The 17,041-nt window shown below is 73.6% G+C and carries 17 protein-coding genes; 12 read left to right on the forward strand and 5 right to left on the reverse strand.

Going from position 1 to position 17,041, the window contains the following annotated elements; all coding sequences use genetic code 11:
- Positions 1–188: 188 nt before the first annotated feature.
- The 4 genes from pstS (at position 189) to pstB (ending at position 4,257) form a co-directional block, all read left to right on the forward strand.
- A complete protein-coding gene (gene pstS / locus QRT04_RS10630) occupies positions 189–1,319 on the forward strand; it encodes a phosphate ABC transporter substrate-binding protein PstS (RefSeq protein ID WP_289455198.1) in 1,131 nt (376 codons plus the stop codon).
- A gap of 152 nt (positions 1,320–1,471) precedes the next feature.
- Positions 1,472–2,497, forward strand: coding sequence for a phosphate ABC transporter permease subunit PstC (gene pstC, locus QRT04_RS10635; RefSeq protein WP_407653591.1), 1,026 nt, complete (start codon positions 1,472–1,474; stop codon positions 2,495–2,497).
- Positions 2,497–3,447 (forward strand): phosphate ABC transporter permease PstA, encoded by a 951-nt coding sequence (gene pstA, locus QRT04_RS10640; RefSeq protein ID WP_289455201.1) that lies wholly within the window; start codon positions 2,497–2,499, stop codon positions 3,445–3,447. Before pstC ends, pstA begins: the two co-directional genes overlap by 1 nt.
- 30 nt (positions 3,448–3,477) lie before the next feature.
- Positions 3,478–4,257 (forward strand): phosphate ABC transporter ATP-binding protein PstB, encoded by a 780-nt coding sequence (gene pstB, locus QRT04_RS10645; protein WP_289455202.1) that lies wholly within the window; start codon positions 3,478–3,480, stop codon positions 4,255–4,257.
- 126 nt (positions 4,258–4,383) lie between these two features.
- On the opposite strand, the gene QRT04_RS10650 is transcribed toward pstB, so the two are convergent.
- The gene (locus QRT04_RS10650; RefSeq protein ID WP_289455203.1) at positions 4,384–4,902 is read right to left on the reverse strand and encodes a hypothetical protein; all 519 of its coding nucleotides are present in this window, start codon (positions 4,900–4,902) and stop codon (positions 4,384–4,386) included.
- Between the two features lie 401 nt (positions 4,903–5,303).
- Between QRT04_RS10650 and QRT04_RS10655 the strand changes: the two genes are divergently transcribed.
- From QRT04_RS10655 to ispF, 3 genes are all read left to right on the forward strand, one after another.
- Entirely contained in the window at positions 5,304–5,786 is a 483-nt protein-coding gene (locus QRT04_RS10655; protein ID WP_289455205.1) for a CarD family transcriptional regulator, read from the forward strand.
- A 33-nt stretch (positions 5,787–5,819) separates the two neighbouring features.
- Positions 5,820–6,560: a 2-C-methyl-D-erythritol 4-phosphate cytidylyltransferase gene (gene ispD / locus QRT04_RS10660; protein ID WP_289455207.1), complete on the forward strand. Its 741-nt coding sequence runs from the start codon at positions 5,820–5,822 to the stop codon at positions 6,558–6,560.
- Positions 6,561–6,650: 90 nt separating this feature from the next.
- The gene (gene ispF / locus QRT04_RS10665) at positions 6,651–7,142 is read left to right on the forward strand and encodes a 2-C-methyl-D-erythritol 2,4-cyclodiphosphate synthase (protein ID WP_289455208.1); all 492 of its coding nucleotides are present in this window, start codon (positions 6,651–6,653) and stop codon (positions 7,140–7,142) included.
- Positions 7,143–7,183: 41 nt separating this feature from the next.
- Here ispF and QRT04_RS10670 read toward each other — a convergent pair whose 3' ends face one another.
- Positions 7,184–7,330 (reverse strand): hypothetical protein, encoded by a 147-nt coding sequence (locus QRT04_RS10670; RefSeq protein WP_289455209.1) that lies wholly within the window; start codon positions 7,328–7,330, stop codon positions 7,184–7,186.
- The gene (locus QRT04_RS10675; RefSeq protein ID WP_289455210.1) at positions 7,327–8,667 is read right to left on the reverse strand and encodes a D-arabinono-1,4-lactone oxidase; all 1,341 of its coding nucleotides are present in this window, start codon (positions 8,665–8,667) and stop codon (positions 7,327–7,329) included. The genes QRT04_RS10670 and QRT04_RS10675 overlap by 4 nt, the downstream gene beginning before the upstream one ends.
- 148 nt (positions 8,668–8,815) lie before the next feature.
- On the opposite strand from QRT04_RS10675, the gene QRT04_RS10680 reads away from it, so the two are divergent.
- From QRT04_RS10680 to rlmB, 5 genes are all read left to right on the forward strand, one after another.
- The gene (locus tag QRT04_RS10680; protein WP_289455212.1) at positions 8,816–9,451 is read left to right on the forward strand and encodes a TetR/AcrR family transcriptional regulator; all 636 of its coding nucleotides are present in this window, start codon (positions 8,816–8,818) and stop codon (positions 9,449–9,451) included.
- Positions 9,448–10,683 (forward strand): MFS transporter, encoded by a 1,236-nt coding sequence (locus tag QRT04_RS10685; protein ID WP_289455213.1) that lies wholly within the window; start codon positions 9,448–9,450, stop codon positions 10,681–10,683. The genes QRT04_RS10680 and QRT04_RS10685 overlap by 4 nt, the downstream gene beginning before the upstream one ends.
- On the forward strand, positions 10,680–11,891 hold the full coding sequence (locus QRT04_RS10690; RefSeq protein WP_289455215.1) for an alanine racemase: 1,212 nt from the start codon (positions 10,680–10,682) through the stop codon (positions 11,889–11,891). The genes QRT04_RS10685 and QRT04_RS10690 overlap by 4 nt, the downstream gene beginning before the upstream one ends.
- 109 nt (positions 11,892–12,000) lie before the next feature.
- Positions 12,001–13,440, forward strand: a complete 1,440-nt coding sequence (gene cysS / locus QRT04_RS10695; RefSeq protein ID WP_289455216.1) for a cysteine--tRNA ligase — start codon at positions 12,001–12,003, stop codon at positions 13,438–13,440.
- Positions 13,440–14,435 carry a 23S rRNA (guanosine(2251)-2'-O)-methyltransferase RlmB gene (rlmB, locus tag QRT04_RS10700; RefSeq protein WP_289455217.1) on the forward strand — a complete coding sequence of 332 codons (996 nt, stop codon included), beginning with the start codon at positions 13,440–13,442 and terminating at the stop codon, positions 14,433–14,435. Before cysS ends, rlmB begins: the two co-directional genes overlap by 1 nt.
- A gap of 69 nt (positions 14,436–14,504) precedes the next feature.
- On the opposite strand, the gene QRT04_RS10705 is transcribed toward rlmB, so the two are convergent.
- Both QRT04_RS10705 and QRT04_RS10710 read right to left on the reverse strand, forming a co-directional pair.
- Complete coding sequence (locus QRT04_RS10705; protein WP_289455218.1) at positions 14,505–15,791, reverse strand: DUF4032 domain-containing protein; 1,287 nt, start codon at positions 15,789–15,791, stop codon at positions 14,505–14,507.
- A gap of 95 nt (positions 15,792–15,886) precedes the next feature.
- The gene (locus QRT04_RS10710; RefSeq protein ID WP_289455219.1) at positions 15,887–17,008 is read right to left on the reverse strand and encodes an ABC transporter ATP-binding protein; all 1,122 of its coding nucleotides are present in this window, start codon (positions 17,006–17,008) and stop codon (positions 15,887–15,889) included.
- Positions 17,009–17,041 lie beyond the last annotated feature (33 nt).

The following is a 17,041-nucleotide window of genomic DNA, read 5'->3' on the forward strand; positions in this document are numbered from 1 at the left end:
GCGGACCGCCGTCGTGTGACGGCCGTCACGCGCACTGCCTGGTCACAGGCTCGCGTCCGGCACTCGACGGCCACCGTTCACCCGAGGTTCACCCGAAGCCGCCCGACCGGTCACCCACGGTTCCTACCGTCGGGTCCGCCGCGCACACCCCCCGTGCGCGCTCCCCGGATCGAACGGACGGACACACAGTGAAGCTCTCCCTCCACGGCCGTGCCGGCGCGGCGCTCGCCCTGACCGGCGTCCTGGCCCTCACGCTGGCCGCTTGCGGGACGGACGACAACGGCTCCGGCAACGGCTCGACCAGCGGCTCGACCTCGACCGACGGCTCGGGCGGCGGCTCGGCGCTGAGCGGCGAGCTCAACGGCGCGGGCTCGACCGCGCAGCAGAAGGCGATGGACGCCTGGCGCGCCGCCTTCCAGCAGGCCAACTCGGGCGTGACGGTCAACTACGACGGCACCGGCTCGGGCGCGGGCCGCACGAGCTTCATCAGCGGCGCGGTCGACTGGGCCGGGTCCGACTCGGCGATGAAGCCCGAGGAGCTCACGCAGGCGCAGGCGCGCTGCCAGAACACCGAGGCGTTCGACGTGCCGGTGTACGTGAGCCCCATCGCGGTCACGTTCAACCTCAAGGGCGTCAAGGACCTCAACCTCGCGCCGGCCACCGTCGCGAAGATCTTCGACGGCAAGATCACCACCTGGAACGACGCGGCGATCGCCGCCGACAACCCGGGCGTGACGCTGCCGTCCACCACGATCACGCCGGTGCACCGCAGCGACGACTCGGGCACGACGAACAACTTCACGGACTTCCTCTCGCAGGCCGCGGGCGGTGCGTGGAGCTACCCGGCCAGCCAGACCTGGCCGATCAAGGGCGGCGAGTCGGCGCAGGGCACGTCCGGTGTCGTGCAGACCGTGCAGAGCGGTGAGGGCACCATCGCCTACGCCGACCTGTCGGCGGTCGGGACGCTGTCGGCCGCGAAGATCAAGGTCGGCGACGCGTGGGTCGCCCCCTCGGCCGACGGCGCCGCGAAGGTGCTCGACGACTCGCCGCTCGACACCAGCCGCTCGGCGGACGACGTGGTCGTCAAGGTGAACCGCACCACCACGGCGGCCGGCGCCTACCCGGTCATCCTCGTGTCGTACGCGATCGCCTGCCAGAAGTACGACTCGGCGGCGAAGGCGGACCTCGTCAAGGGGCTGCTCACCTACATCGTCAGCGCTGACGCGCAGACGGCCGCCGCGTCGGCCGCCGGCTCGGCGCCGATCACGGACGACCTGCGCACCAAGGCCCTGGCCGCGATCAACAAGATCGCCGGCTGACCAGACGCGATCGCGGCCGCTCGAGCCGCTGCGATCGCCAGCGGGTGGCCGGCCCGGCCCCGGGGGGAGACGGGCCGGCCACCCGTCCCCGGTCCACGTGACCGGGGCGACTTCCCCCCACATCCCCCCAGGCAGCACCGCAGGAGACCCGTGTGACCAGCACGCAGAGCCCACCGGACGCCGCTCCGGTCGGGCCTCCCCCTCTCGCCCCGCCCGCGCGGCGGCGCGGTCGCCCCGGCCGGGTCCGGGTGCGCGACCGCGGCATGAGCCGCGCGTTCCGCTGGCTCGCCACCGGGGCCGGCGCCCTGATCCTCGTCGTGCTCGCCGCGGTCGCCGTGTTCCTCGTCGTCAAGGCGTGGCCCGCCATCACCGAGCCGACCGACCAGCTCGTCGCCGAGGTCCCGTGGCTGCACGGCGCGAGCTCGCTGCTCTCGTTCGTCGGGCCGCTGATCTTCGGCACGGTGCTCGCCGCGGCGCTCGCGCTGCTCATCGCGACGCCGATCGCGCTGGGCATCGCGCTCTTCATCTCGCACTACGCTCCCCGCCGGCTCGCGGCGGGTCTGGGCTACGTGGTCGACCTGCTCGCCGCGATCCCGTCCGTGGTCTACGGCCTCTGGGGTGGTCTGGTGCTCGCACCGTTCGTGCAGCCCGTGTGGTCCTGGCTCGGCGAGACGCTCGGCTGGATCCCGTTCTTCTCCGGCGACGTCTCGCCGACGGCCCGCGTGCTGCTGACGGTGGGGCTCGTGCTCGCCGTCATGATCCTGCCGATCATCACGGCCGTGAGCCGCGAGGTGTTCCTCCAGACGCCGCGGCTGCACGAGGAGGCGGCGCTCGCGCTCGGCGCGACCCGGTGGGAGATGATCCGCACCGCGGTCCTCCCGTTCGCACGGTCCGGCATCATCTCGGCCGCCATGCTCGGCCTCGGCCGTGCGCTGGGCGAGACGATGGCCGTGCTGATGATCCTGTCGCCCGGGTTCCTCTACTCGTTCAAGCTCCTGGTCGCGGGCCAGCAGCAGACGATCGCGGCGAACATCGCCGCGCAGTTCGCCGAGGCCTCGCCGATGAGCGTCTCGGCGCTGATCGCCACCGGCCTCGCGCTGTTCGTCATCACCCTCTTCGTCAACATGACCGCGCGCTGGATCGTCTCCCGCCGCAAGGACTTCTCGGGGGCGAACTGATGACCACCGCAGACCTCAGCTCGACGAGCAGCGAGTTCCGCGCGCTGATCACGCAGGTCGACAAGCGTCGGCACCGCAAGGACCGCACGATGCGCGTGCTCATCTGGGGCGCGTTCGTGCTCGCGATGATCCCGCTCGTCTCCGTCTCGCTCACCGTCGTCGTGCACGGCATGCAGAAGCTCGACCTCGACTTCCTCACGCACTCGATGCGCGGGGTGTTCGGTGGCGCGGACGCGGGCGGCATCTACCACGCGATCGTCGGCACGCTGCTGATCACGCTGTTCGCGACGCTGATCTCGGTGCCGATCGGCCTGCTCACCGCGATCTACCTCGTCGAGTACGGGCGCGGGTCGCTCGCGCGGGCCGTCACGTTCTTCGTCGACGTGATGACGGGCATCCCGTCGATCGTCGCCGGTCTGTTCGCCTACGCGCTCTTCGCGGTGTTCTTCGGGCCGGCGGTCCGCATGGGCGTGGTCGGCTCGGTGGCGCTGTCCGTGCTGATGATCCCCGTGGTCGTCCGCTCGAGCGAGGAGATGCTGCGGCTCGTGCCGAACGAGCTGCGCGAGGCCGCGCTCGCACTCGGCGTCCCGAAGTGGCTCGTCGTCATCAAGGTGGTGCTGCGCACGGCCGTCGCGGGCATCGGCACGGGCGTGACGATCGCCGTCGCGCGCGTGATGGGCGAGACCGCACCGCTGCTGATCGCCGTCGGCACCATCGACTCGATCAACACCAACCTGTTCAGCGGCCGCATGATGACGCTGCCGGTCTTCATCTACCAGCAGTACCAGCAGGGCCTCGTGCCCTGCACGCCGGGACAGCAGAACTGCATCCCGACCATCAACTACGACCGGGCCTGGGCCGCGGCGCTGACGCTGATCATCCTCGTCATGCTGCTCAACCTGATCGGCCGCCTGATCACCCGCTTCTTCGCTCCGAAGAACCTCGGCTGACGGAACTGAAGAGGAAAAGGACTGCGACCCATGGCACAGCGCATCGACGTCAAGGACCTGAACATCTACTACGGCGACTTCAAGGCCGTCGCCGACGTCGGCATGGCGATCGAGCCCCGCTCGGTCACCGCCTTCATCGGGCCGTCGGGCTGTGGCAAGTCGACGTTCCTCCGCACGCTCAACCGCATGCACGAGGTGATCCCCGGCGCGCACGTCGAGGGCACCGTCGCGGTCGACGGCGTGGACCTGTACGGCGCCGACGTCGACCCGGTGGCCGTGCGCCGCCAGGTCGGCATGGTGTTCCAGCGCCCCAACCCGTTCCCGACGATGTCGATCGAGGAGAACGTGCTGGCGGGCGTGCGCCTCAACAACAAGCGCATCTCGAAGTCGGACGCCGCCGACCTCGTCGAGGTGTCGCTGCGCAGCGCGAACCTGTGGACCGAGGTCAAGGACCGGCTCAACCGGCCCGGCTCGGGCCTGTCGGGCGGCCAGCAGCAGCGCCTGTGCATCGCGCGCGCGATCGCCGTGAAGCCTCAGGTGCTGCTGATGGACGAGCCGTGCTCCGCGCTCGACCCGATCTCGACGCTCGCGATCGAGGACCTCATCAGCGAGCTCAAGTCCGCATACACGATCGTGATCGTCACGCACAACATGCAGCAGGCGGCGCGCGTCTCCGACCGCACGGCCTTCTTCAACCTCGCGGGCGTGGGGCAGCCGGGGCGGCTCGTCGAGATCGACGACACCGGGACGATCTTCTCCTCGCCGCGTGAGCAGGCGACCGAGGACTACATCTCGGGTCGCTTCGGGTGAGCCGAGCCCGGGAGCGGCGGCGGGGTGCGGAGGGGCGCCCCTGACCTCTTCCGGACTCGCTGCAGACGAGAGGCCGGCCGCGTCGTGCGGCCGGCCTCTCGTGAGTCGTGCGGGTGCGTCGGCTCGTCAGCTCGAGGGCGTCGCCGTCGGCAGCAACGCCGCGTACTCGTCGAGCGTCCCGTCGAGCACCGGCACCCGGAGGCTGTAGCTGCCGTCGGCGGGCGTCGCGAGCGTCACCGTGGTCATGCCGCCGGGAGGCGTGTCGGCGGCGGGCGTCCGGACGTCCGCCTGGCCCTCGACGTCCTCGCCGAGCAGCAGCACGGTCTGGTGGGACTTCACGTCGACCTTGGTCGGTGCCGTCTCGCCGATGGTGATCGAGACCGTGGTGTCCGTGTCGCCGTCGTTCGTCAGCGCGCCCGTGAGGACGCCCGGCTTGCCGTGCGCCTCGGACACGAGGATGAGGTTCGACGCCCGGACGTCGCCGATCTGCGCGCGCACGCCGTCGGACGCGCTGTACGGCTTCTCGGTGGTCATGGGGTTCGTGGCCGAGCACCCGGCGAGCGCCGCGGCGGCCACGGCGGCGCCGGCGGCGAGGACGACGACGCGGCGCGGGCTGCGGCGGGTGCGGAGGCGGGGCGAGGTCACGGTGACTCCTCGTGGCGTCGGGCGCCTGGGCGCCGCGGTCGTGCGTGGATCGACGGGTGCTCGTCGACCGGGGCGCGGCGCACGGGGCGCGGTGCTCGGTCGCAGGGCAAGACTAGCCGTCCGCGGGCCGCGGACCTGGTGCGTGGCCGCCTGCCGGGCGCCGCGCGGGGCGAGGCGTGCGTCACGCCCGCGCGGGTGCAGCCCCCACTGGCCCGTCGGGCGCGTTCCCGCAGGCCACAGGGGTGCCCGTGCCGCGCCGCCGGCCGCGGGTGGCCGGCCGGGGTCACACCACCCGTTCGGCACAGCCTGGGCCTCTGACCTGCGACGACGTCGCCGTGCGCCCGGATTGGGCCGGATGTGGCCGTGGTAGGATGGACCTCTGCGAAAGGGGACACCTGCAGATGTCTTTCACTGTTGGGGAGACCGTTGTCTACCCGCACCACGGTGCAGCGAAGATCGAAGAGATCAAGACCCGGACCATCCGCGGAGAGGACAAGATCTACCTCAAGCTCAAGGTCGCGCAGGGCGATCTGACGATCGAGGTCCCCGCCGAGAACGTCGACCTCGTCGGCGTTCGGGACGTCGTCGGCCAGGAGGGGCTGGACCGGGTGTTCGAGGTGCTCCGCGCGCCGTACACCGAGGAGCCCACCAACTGGTCGCGCCGCTACAAGGCGAACCTCGAGAAGCTCGCGTCGGGTGACGTCATCAAGGTCGCCGAGGTGGTGCGGGACCTGTCGCGTCGCGACGCCGACCGCGGCCTGTCCGCGGGCGAGAAGCGCATGCTCGCCAAGGCTCGCCAGATCCTCGTCTCAGAGCTCGCGCTCGCGGAGCACACCGAGGAGGACAAGGCCGAGGCGATCCTCGACGAGGTCCTCGCGTCCTGACGCATCGACCCCGCCGAACCTGCTGACCCGCCGGTGACCGTCGCCGCGATCCTGACCGCCGCCGGCAGCGGCACCCGGCTGGGCCATCCACTCCCGAAGGCGCTCGTCCCGTTGCGGGGCGAGCGCCTTCTGCTGCACGCGGCGCGTGGCCTGCTGGCGGCCCGCACCACGGCGGGCGAGCGGGTCGAGGTCCTCGTCGTCACGACGCCCGCGGACCGCGTCGACGAGGTCGCGGCGCTGCTTGCCGGGGTGCTCGGGGAGGCCGACGTGCGCGTCGAGGTGGTGCTGGGCGGCGCCACGCGGCAGGCGTCGGTCGCCGCGGCGATCGCCGTGCTGCCGCACGACGTCGACGTCGTGCTCGTGCACGACGCGGCCCGCCCCCTCGCGCCGCCCTCGCTCGCCGCCCGCGTGGTCGAGGCGGTGCGCGCCGGCCATGCGGCGGTCGTGCCCGGCCTGCCGGTGGTCGACACGGTCAAGCGCGTCGGGCCCGCCGACGGGTCGGGGGCCGAACGGGTGCGCGAGACGGTCGCGCGCACGGACCTGCGCGCGGTGCAGACGCCGCAGGGTTTCGAGCGCGCGCTGCTCGTCGAGGCGCACACCGCGGGCGCCGACCACGGCCGGGACGAGCGCACGGCCGTGTCGGACGACGCCGGGCTGGTCGAGCGGCTCGGCCGGCCGGTGTGGGTGGTGCGCGGCGACGACCGCGCCGCCAAGATCACGACCGCGCGCGACCTCGCGCTCGCGGAGCTGCTGCTCGCCGAGGAGGACGCATGACGACGCGCCGGTCCCGCAGGGCGGTGCTCGCCGAGGAGGACGCATGACGACGTGCCGGTCCCGCAGGGCGCTTCTCGCCGAGGAGGACGCATGACGACGGGTCTGCCGCGCACGGGTGTCGGCGTCGACGTGCACGCCTACGACCCGGACCCCGCGCCCGGCGCCGTGCTGCACCTGGCCGGCCTCGCGTGGCCCGGCGAGCGGCCGCTCGCCGGCCACAGCGACGCCGACGTCGCCGCGCACGCGGCTGCGGACGCGCTGCTCTCGGCGGCCGGCATCGGCGACCTCGGCCAGCACTTCGGCACGGCCGAGCCGCGGTGGGCCGGCGCCGCGGGGGTCGTGCTGCTCGGCGAGGCCGCGCGGCGCGTGCGCGAGGCCGGGTTCGAGATCGGGAACGTCGCGGTGCAGGTGATCGGCAACCGGCCCCGGCTCGGGCCGCGGCGGGCGGAGGCCGAGGCGGCGCTCTCCGGTGCGTGCGGCGCGCCGGTGTCGGTGACGGCGACGACGACGGACGGGCTCGGGCTGACGGGCCGCGGGGAGGGTGTCGCGGCGATCGCGACGGCGCTGGTCGTCGAGCGCTGACCCCCGGCGCCCCTGCGCAGGCTCGGGCCGGGGCCCGGGCCTCAGGCCTCGGGGTCGACCGGCGCCGCGTCGTCGAGCGCCTCGCGACGCGCCCGCGCGCGGCGGCGCGCCACCGTTCCGGCGACCACGACGAGCACCGCGATCGCGGCGAACCACAGCGCGCCCGCGGCGAGCACCGAGGTGGTCATGCCGTCGTCCCGAACACCCTGTCAGTGTAGGAGTTGGCGAACAGGCGGTTCGGGTCGGCGTCCGCGCGCACGCGCTGGGCGTCGGCGAACCGCGGGTAGAGCTTGCCGAACCGGTCGGCGTCGAGCCAGTGCATCTTGCCCCAGTGGGGGCGGCCGTCGAACCCGGCCATGATCTGCTCGACCGCCTCGAAGTACGGACGGAACGGCAGGCGCCGGTACTGGTGCACCGCGACGTACGCGCTCTCGCGGCCGTGCGCGGTCGAGAGCCACAGGTCGTCGGCCGCGGCGAACCGGATCTCGACGGGGAACGGGACGTGCTCGCCGGACGCCTCGATCCAGCGGTCGATCTCGCCGAGGACCGCGGGCAGCACGTCGCGGGGCACGGCGTACTCCATCTCGCGGAACCGCACGCGGCGGGGCGAGATGAACACCTCCGCGCTCGGCGCGGTGTAGCGGCGGGACGAGAGGGCGCGCGCGCTGATGGCGTTGATGCGCCGCGTCGTGGGCGGCACGAGCGTCGCGACCTCGTTGACGACCTGGAACAGGCCGTTGGAGAGCAGCTCGTCGTCGACCCACGCGCGCATGCGCGGCAGCGGCACGTCGACCGCGTCCGGGACCCGGTTGTTGCGCTTGGTGAGGGCGCGGCGCGTGTGCGGGAACCAGTAGAACTCGAAGTGGTCGTTCGCCTCGACGAGGCCGTCGGGACCGTCGAGCTGCTCGAGCACGTCGTCGAGCGGCCAGGGCTCCTCGCGCGCCTCGAGCCGGAACGCCGGCAGCACCTCGAGCGTCACGGCGGCGAGGACGCCGACGCTGCCGAGGCCGAGCCGCGCGAGCTCGAACAGCTCGGGGTCGTGCGTGGGGGACACCTCGCGGACCTCGCCGGCCGCCGTCACGAGCCGCGCGCCGACCACCTGCGTCGCGAGGCCGCCGAGCCGCGCGCCCGTGCCGTGGGTTCCCGTGGAGATCGCGCCGGCGACCGACTGCTTGTCGATGTCGCCGAGGTTCCGCATCGCGAGGCCCCGCTCGGCGAGCGTCGCGTTGAGGGCCGCGAGCCGGATGCCGGCGCCGACGGTGACGTGGGTCGTGCCGTCCGTCTGGGGGACGACACGCTCGACGGCATTCATCCTGTCGAGGCTCAGCTGGACGCCGTCCGTGACGGCCGCGGGGGTGAACGAGTGGCCTCCGCCGACCGCCCGGACCCGCAGGCCGTCGCGCGCCGCGCCGAGCACGGCCTCGGCGAGTTCTCCCTGGTCACGGGGCAGTTCCACGCGTGCGGGGGTGGCGCTTGCCGTGCGCGCCCAGTTGCGCCACGGGGCGGCGGTGCTCTGTCGTCCCATGAGGCGAAAGGGTCCACCTGGTCACTTGTCCAAGTCAAGTGCGTCACATTCTTGACTATCGTCGTGACCCGACGTGGGATATGCCCAGGGGAGGCGACGCGACGTCAGCATCCGAGGTGTCGCGGAGTCTGAGGGAGGGACGAAGGGCATGAACCGACTGCCCGTGGCCGAGCGGCGTGAGCAGCTCATCGAGGCCGCGTTGACGGTGGCAAGCAGGGACGGGATCGAGGCCGCCACGGTGCGCGCCGTCGCCGCCGAGGCCGGGGTCTCGCTCGGCGTCGTCCACTACTGCTTCCAGGACAAGGACGAGCTGCTGCGCGCCATGGCGCACGCCATCACGCAGCAGAACCTGACGAGCACGCTCGGCGCGCTGCCCGAGGGCGCGCCGGTCGAGGCGGTGGTCGAGGGCGTGATCCACGCGCTGTGGCACGGCCTCCGCGACAACCGCGGCGCGCAGCTGCTCAGCTACGAGCTCACGACGACCGCGCTGCGCCATCCGGAGCTCGCGCAGGTCGCGATCGAGCAGTACGAGGGCCAGTGGGCCGCGGCCGAGCAGGCGCTGCAGCTCGTCGAGCACGCGTCTGGCATCACGTGGGCCGTCCCACGCGCGGCGCTCGCGCGCACGGTCATCGCGGTGGTGGACGGCATCTCGCTCGCGTGGCTGGTCGACGGTGACGACGCCTCCGCGCTGAGCGCGCTCCAGGGGTTCGGCCGCTACCTCGCCTCCGTGGCGGTGCCCGGCGAGGTCGTCGAGGAGCCCGTCGGGGCGGACGTGCCCGCGTGACGCTGCTGCCCGCGGCCGGTCCGCGTGAGGCCGCGCGGGCGCGCGTCGCGACGAGCGCAGGGTTCGCCGCGCAGGGCTACGTGCTCCTGCTGCTGCTGCTCAACCTCGACGCCTTCAAGGACCGGTACGACGTCGGCGACGGCACGATCGACGCCGCGATGCTCGGCGTGCTGCTCGCGGCGGCCGTGGGCAGCGGCGTGGCGGACTGGCTGAGCCGCCGGCCGGGCGGCAGCCGCGTCGCGCTCGCGGCGGGCCTCGCGCTGATCGCCGTGGTGCTGCCCGTCGTGGCCGTCGCGCCGACCTTCCTCGGCGCCGCCGCGGCGCTCGTCGTCTACGGCGTCGCGCTCGGCACCGTCGACGCCTCGACCAACATGCAGGGCGTCGCGACGCAGCGGGTCGCCGGGCGGCCGCTGACCGCGGGCTTCTACGCGGCCTGGTCCTGCGGCGCGATCGTCTCGACGCTCGCGGTGTCGTTCACCCGGCTCGCCGGGCTCGAGACCGAGCCGGTGCACGTGCTGCTGCTGACGGCGACCCCGGTCGCGGCGGCCGCCGCGGTGCTCGCGCTGCGCATGGGCATCCGCAACGACCACGGCGCGGTCGTCGGGCCGGAGGTGGCCGCGGACGGCGCGAAGGTCGCGCTGCCGTGGCGGCCGATGCTCGTGCTCGCGGTGGCGGTCGTCGCCTACTTCGCGGTCGACAACGCGACGCAGGCCTGGGGGACGATCTACCTGCGCGACGCGCTGAACGCGTCCGAGTGGGTCGCGCCGCTCGTCATCGCGCCCTACCTGATCACCACCCTGATCTCGCGCGCGCTCGGTGACACGGCCGTGCGCCGGTGGGGCCGCGTCGCGGTGGTCCGCACCTCGGCGCTCGTCGGGGCCGCGGGCCTCGTGCTGGTGATCGCGGCACCCGACTGGCCGCTCGCGATGATCGGCTTCGCGATCACGGGCGCGGGCCTCGGGCCGATCGTGCCGATGTGCTTCTCGGCGGCCGGAGCGCTCGCGCCCGACCACGCCGACGCCGTGATCGCGCGGCTCAACGTGTTCAACTACGGCGGAACGCTGCTGGGCGTCGTGATCGCCGGCCTGGTCGGCGCGCAGACGAGCTTCCGGGCCGCGTACGTGATCCCCGTGGCGCTCGTGCTGGTCGTCGCCGCGATCGCGGGCCGGTTCGCGGTCGCGCACGACCTGGCGGGGGACCCCGTCGACGAGCCCACGGAGGTCAGCGCATGACGACGACGACGGCGGCCGACCCCGCGCGCACGACGCTCGGTGCGCGCCTCGACGACGCGACGCGCCACCTGCCCGCGCCCCTCGCGGTGGTGGACCTCGACGCGCTCGACGCGAACGCGAGCGACCTGGTGCGCCGCGCCGCGGGGACCGCGATCCGCGTGGCGAGCAAGTCGGTGCGCGTGCGCCACGTGCTGCAGGACGTGCTCGCGCGCCCCGGGTTCGCGGGGGTCATGGCCTACTCGCTGCGCGAGGCGCTGTGGCTCGTGGAGAACGGCGTCGACGACGTGCTGATCGGGTACCCGACGGTCGACACCGACGCGCTCGACCGGCTCGCCGCGTCGCCGCGGGCGGTCGCCGCCGTGACGCTCATGGTCGACGACGTCGCGCAGGTCGACCTCGCCGCGCGTGCGGCGCAGGCGCACGGCGTCACGCTGCAGGTCTGCCTCGACATCGACGCGTCGCTGCGGGTCGCGCTCGGTCCCGTGCGCGCGCACCTCGGCGTCCGGCGCTCGCCCGTGCACACGCCGGACGACGCCGCGGCGCTCGCGCAGGCGATCGCGCGGCGCGGCGGCGTGCACGTGCGCGGCCTCATGTTCTACGAGGCGCAGGTCGCGGGGATGCCCGACTCGAGCGCGGCCGTGCGGCTCGTCAAGCGGCTGTCGATCGGCGACCTGGCGGTGCGGCGCGCCCGCGTGCTCGACGCGGTCCAGGACGCGCTTGGGTACCCGCTGACGCTCGTGAACTCGGGCGGCTCGGGGTCCGTGCAGTCGAGCGTGTCCGACCCCGTCGTCACCGAGGTCACCGCCGGGTCGGGCCTCTTCGTGTCCACGCTGTTCGACCAGTACCGCTCGTTCGCGCCGCGGCCGGCGGCGTTCTTCGGGCTCGACGTCGTGCGCATCCCTGCGGCGGGCTACGCGACCGCGTTCTCCGGCGGCTACATCGCGTCCGGCCCGCCGACCGCGTCGCGCCAGCCACGGCCCGTCTGGCCGACGGGGCTGTCGCTGACGCCGCGCGAGGGCGCGGGCGAGGTGCAGACGCCGCTGCGGCTCGCGGGCACGGCCGACCTGCGCGTCGGGGACCGGGTGTGGTTCCGCCACGCCAAGGCCGGCGAGGTGATGGAGCGGTTCGACCAGGTGCACCTCGTGCGAGGCGCGGGCGTCGTCGAGTCCGTGCCGACGTACCGCGGCGAGGGCCGCAACTTCGGCTGACCGGGCCGCGACGGCGCGGGTCGGGTGCGGAGCGGGACCCGGCCGGCCCCGACCGGCCGCCGCCCGCTGGGAGGCGGGCCGCCCGCGCGCGTCCCGGTAGCCTTGCCCGGTGACCCTGCGCCTGTTCGACTCCGCGACCCGCACGGTGCGCGACTTCGTCCCGCTGCGCGCGGGCGAGGTCGGCATCTACCTGTGCGGCGCGACCGTGCAGGCGCCCCCGCACATCGGGCACCTGCGCTCGGGCGTCGCGTTCGACGTGCTGGTCCGCTGGCTGCGCCGCACCGGCAACCGGGTCACGCTCATCCGCAACGTCACGGACATCGACGACAAGGTGCTCGCGAAGGCCGAGGCCGCGGGCGAGCCGTGGTGGGCGTGGGCCATGACGAACGAGCGCGCGTTCACCGCCGCGTACGACGCGCTGGGCGTGCTGCCGCCGACGTACGAGCCGCGCGCGACGGGCCACGTCCCCGCGATGGTGGAGCTCATCGAGCAGCTGATCGACGGCGCGCACGCCTACGCGGCCGACACGGGCGACGTGTACTTCGACGTCGCGTCGTTCCCCGACTACGGCTCGCTGACCAACCAGCGCGTCGAGGACATGGTGCCCGCGCCGGACGACGCGCCCGAGGGCGGCGCCAAGCGCGACGCGCGCGACTTCGCGCTCTGGAAGGCGCGCAAGCCGGGCGAGCCGGCGACCGCCGCGTGGGACACCCCGTGGGGGCCGGGCCGGCCGGGCTGGCACATCGAGTGCTCCGCGATGGCGCAGCGCTACCTCGGCCCCGAGTTCGACATCCACGGCGGCGGCCTCGACCTGCGGTTCCCGCACCACGAGAACGAGCGCGCGCAGTCCCGCGCCGCCGGTGCGCCGTTCGCGCGGTACTGGCTGCACAACGGCTGGGTGACGCAGGGCGGCGCCAAGATGAGCAAGTCGCTCGGCAACGGGCTGCTCGTCGACGTCGTGCTCGCGCAGGTGCGCCCCGTCGTGCTCCGCTACGCGATGACGGCCGTGCAGTACCGGTCGATGCTCGAGTGGACGGACGACACGCTGCGCGAGGCCGAGGCCACGTGGGAGCGGCTCGCAGGATTCGTGGAGCGCGCGGCCGAGAAGGTCGGCGCCGCGGACGACGCGGAGGTCGCGAAGGCCGAGCTGCCCGCGGCGTTCGCCGAGGCGATGGACGACGACCTCAACGTGCCCGCCGCGCTCGCGGTCGTCTTCGAGACGCTGCGGGCCGGCAACTCGGCGCTCGCGGCGGGTGACGCCGCGGCGTCGCGGACCCACATGGTCGCGCTGCGCGCGATGCTCGACGTGCTCGGCCTCGACCCGGGCAGCCCGCAGTGGCGCTCGGGCGGCGACGACGACCGGTTGACCCGCGCGCTCGACGGCGTGGTCGCCGGCGAGCTCGAGGCCCGCGCCACGGCCCGGGCGAACCGGGACTTCGCGACGGCGGACGCGATCCGCGACCGACTGACGGCGGCTGGGGTCGTCGTCGAGGACTCACCGGACGGCGCGCGCTGGTCGCTCGCCGCCCGCACCGGGCAGGAGGGCTGATGGCCGGCAACTCGGAGCGCCGCGGCGCCACGCGCAAGGCGGGCTCGAAGAAGGGCGCGGTCGTCGGCACGGGCGGCCACGGGCGCCGCTCGCTCGAGGGCAAGGGCCCGACGCCGAAGGCCGAGGACCGGCCGTACCACGTGGCCGCGAAGCGCAAGGCGGCCGCCGAGAAGGGCGCGGGCCGCTCGGGCCGGCCGTCGGCGTCGGCGTCGCGCTCCGCCGGGGGCGGCCGGGGCGGCCGGACGAGCTCGACGCACGAGATCGTGTCGGGCCGGAACTCCGTGGTCGAGGCGATGCGCGCCGGGATCCCCGTCACCACCGTCTACCTGGCCGCGCGGCTCGAGGCCGACGACCGCACGCGCGAGATCGTCTCCACCGCGGCGGACGCGGGCTACCCGCTGCTCGAGGTCAGCCGCACCGAGCTCGACCGGCTCACCGACGGCTCCGTCCACCAGGGCGTCGCCATCCAGGTGCCGCCGTACGCGTACGCGGACGAGGACGACCTGCTCGACGCCGCCGAGGCGTCGGGGCGCGCGCCGCTGGTCGTGGCGCTCGACGGCGTGACCGACCCGCGCAACCTCGGCGCGGTGCTCCGCTCGGCGGGCGCGTTCGGCGCGCACGGCGTGCTCGTGCCCGAGCGGCGCGCGGCGGGCGTCACCGCGTCGGCGTGGAAGGTGTCGGCCGGCGCGGCGGCCCGCGTGCCGGTGGCGCGCGTGACGAACCTCGTCCGGACGCTGCAGGCGTACAAGGAGGCGGGGCTGTTCGTCGTCGGGCTCGACGGCGGCGGCGACACCACGGTGGGCGAGGTGCCGTTCACGACCGACCCCCTCGTGCTCGTCGTCGGCTCGGAGGGCAAGGGCCTGTCCCGCCTCGTCCGGGCCCAGTGCGACGCCGTCGCGGCGATCCCGATCGCGAGCGCTGTCGAGAGCCTCAACGCCGGCGTCGCGGCGGGCATCGCGCTGTACGAGGTCGCGCGGCAGCGCGCGGAGCAGTAGCCGCCACACGCGGGACGCCACGCGCCGGACAGGGCCGGCTCCCGCAGCGCGGGCGGCGGGCGCCGCTCGTCAGCCGAGGATGATGTCGTCCTCGATGCGCGGCAGCTGCTCGGTGTCGCGCAGGTCGCCCGACTGCACGCCGAGGATCGCCTGCTCGTCGGGGCGGTCCGGCAGCACGTTCGCGACGTAGCTCTTCACCACGTCCGCCATCGGCACGTCCCGGTGCTGCTGCTGCGACAGGTACCAGCGGTGGTCGAGCAGCTCGTGGTAGATCTGCGCGGGCTCGAGCTTCTTGCGGAACTTCTTCGGCACCGAGCGGACGGCCGGCTCGAAGATCTCGGTGAGCCAGTCGTGCGCCACGAATGCCTCGTCCTCGCGCTGGCGGTCGGTCGCGGCGCGGTACTCGTCGAGGTCGTTGAGCAGGCGGCGGGCCTGGTTCTCCTGCACGTCGAGGCCCGTCAACCGCATCAGGCGGCGCGAGTGGTGGCCCGCGTCGACGACCTTCGGCTGGATGCGGACCGTCGTGCCGTCGACGTCCGTGGTGATGTCGAGCTCGCCGACGTCGAAGCCCAGGTCGTTGAGGCGGTCGATGCGCGCCTGCACGCGCCACCGCTCGCCGTAGCCGAACGACTCGACCTCCGTGAGCGCGCGCCACAGCTCCGTGTACCGCTCGGCGAGCGCGTTGCCGATCGCGACCGCGTCGACGTCCTCCTCGAGGAACTCGCCGGCCTGCAGGTCCATCAGCTCGCCGATGATGTTGACGCGCGCGACCTCGAGGTCGTACTCGCGCTGGCCGACCGTGAGGTTGTGGTGCAGGTCGCCTGTCTCGGCGTCGACGAGGTAGGCGGCGAACGTCTCGGCGTCGCGGCGGAACAGCGTGTTCGACAGCGACACGTCGCCCCAGTAGAAGCCCGCGAGGTGCAGCCGGACGAGCAGCACGGCGAGCGCGTCGATGAGCCGCGTCGCGGTGTCGGGACGCAGCGACTGGCTGAACAGCGCGCGGTACGGCAGCGAGAACTGCAGGTGCTCGGTGATGAGCACGGCCTCGAGCGGCTCGCCGTCGGGGTCGCGGCGGCCGGTGATGACGCCGACCGGCTCGACCGACGGGACGTCGATGCGACTCAGCTGACGCAGCAGCTCGTACTCCCGGTACGCGACCGTCTCGCCGATCTCCTTGACGGCGATGACGCGGCCCGACAGTCGCACGAACCGCACGATGTGCCGCGAGATGCCGCGGGGGAGCGCGGCGAGGTTCTCCTGCGGCCAGTCCTCGAGCGGCACGTGCCACGGCAGGTCGAGGAGCGCCGGGTCGGGGTTCGCCGCGGTGATCTGCAGGCTCTGCCGGGTCGGGCTCATGGGGTCATCCTCCCAGTCGGAGCGCGCGAACGACGAAGGGGCGGCCCCGGCGAACCGGGACCGCCCCTCCTGGGGCGTCAGACGCCTCAGGCGCCTCAGGCGTCGATACGCTCGCCGGTGCCCGCGTGGAACAGGTGCTGCTCGCCACCGCGGATCCGGACGTAGATCGTCTCGCCCTTGTCCGGCACGCGGCGGGGGTCGACGCGCACGATGATCTGCGCGTCGCCGGCACCCGAGTGCACGGCGTCGGCGTGGCCGAACTCGTTGGTGAGCGAGCCGTACACGAACGCGTCGGAGCCGAGCTCCTCGACGATGTTCACGACGACCGGGATGCCCTCGCCGGCCGGCACGAGGTCGAGCGACTCGGGGCGGAAGCCGACCGTGATGTGGTTGCGGTCGTCCTCGGTGAGCTGGCTGATGACCGAGCGCTCGAGCGGAACGCGCGCGCGGCCGAGGTTCGCCGAGCCGTCGAGCACCGGGAACGTGCCGATGTTCATGGCCGGCGAGCCGATGAAGCCGGCGACGAACACGTTGTTCGGGGTGTCGTACATGTCGCGCGGGGTGCCGACCTGCTGGAGGACGCCGTCCTTGAGGACCGCGATGCGGTCACCCATCGTCAGGGCCTCGGTCTGGTCGTGCGTGACGTAGACCGTCGTGACGCCGAGGCGGCGCTGCAGCGACGCGATCTGCGTGCGCGTCTGGACGCGGAGCTTGGCGTCGAGGTTCGACAGCGGCTCGTCCATGAGGAACACCTGGGGCTGGCGCACGATGGCGCGGCCCATGGCGACGCGCTGGCGCTGGCCACCCGAGAGGGCCTTCGGCTTGCGGTCGAGGTACTGGCTGAGGTCGAGGATCTTGGCGGCCTCCTCGACGCGCTGGCGGATCTCCGCCTTCGGCGTGCCGGCGATCTTGAGCGCGAAGCCCATGTTGTCGGCGACCGTCATGTGCGGGTACAGCGCGTAGTTCTGGAAGACCATCGCGATGTCGCGGTCCTTCGGCTGGACGTCCGTGACGTCGCGGTCGCCGATGAGGATGCTGCCCGAGTTGACGTCCTCGAGGCCCGCGAGCATGCGGAGCGAGGTCGACTTGCCGCAGCCGGAGGGGCCGACGAGGACGAGGAACTCGCCGTCCTCGACTGCGAGGTTGAGGGCGTCCACCGCGGGACGCTCCGTGCCCGGGTAGATCCGGGTTGCGTGGTCGAACGTGACCGTAGCCATGCTGATCAGTCCCTTCACCGGCAGGTACGTGCC

Source organism: Cellulomonas alba, from assembly GCF_030362835.1.
Classification (GTDB): Bacteria; Actinomycetota; Actinomycetes; order Actinomycetales; family Cellulomonadaceae; genus Cellulomonas; species Cellulomonas alba.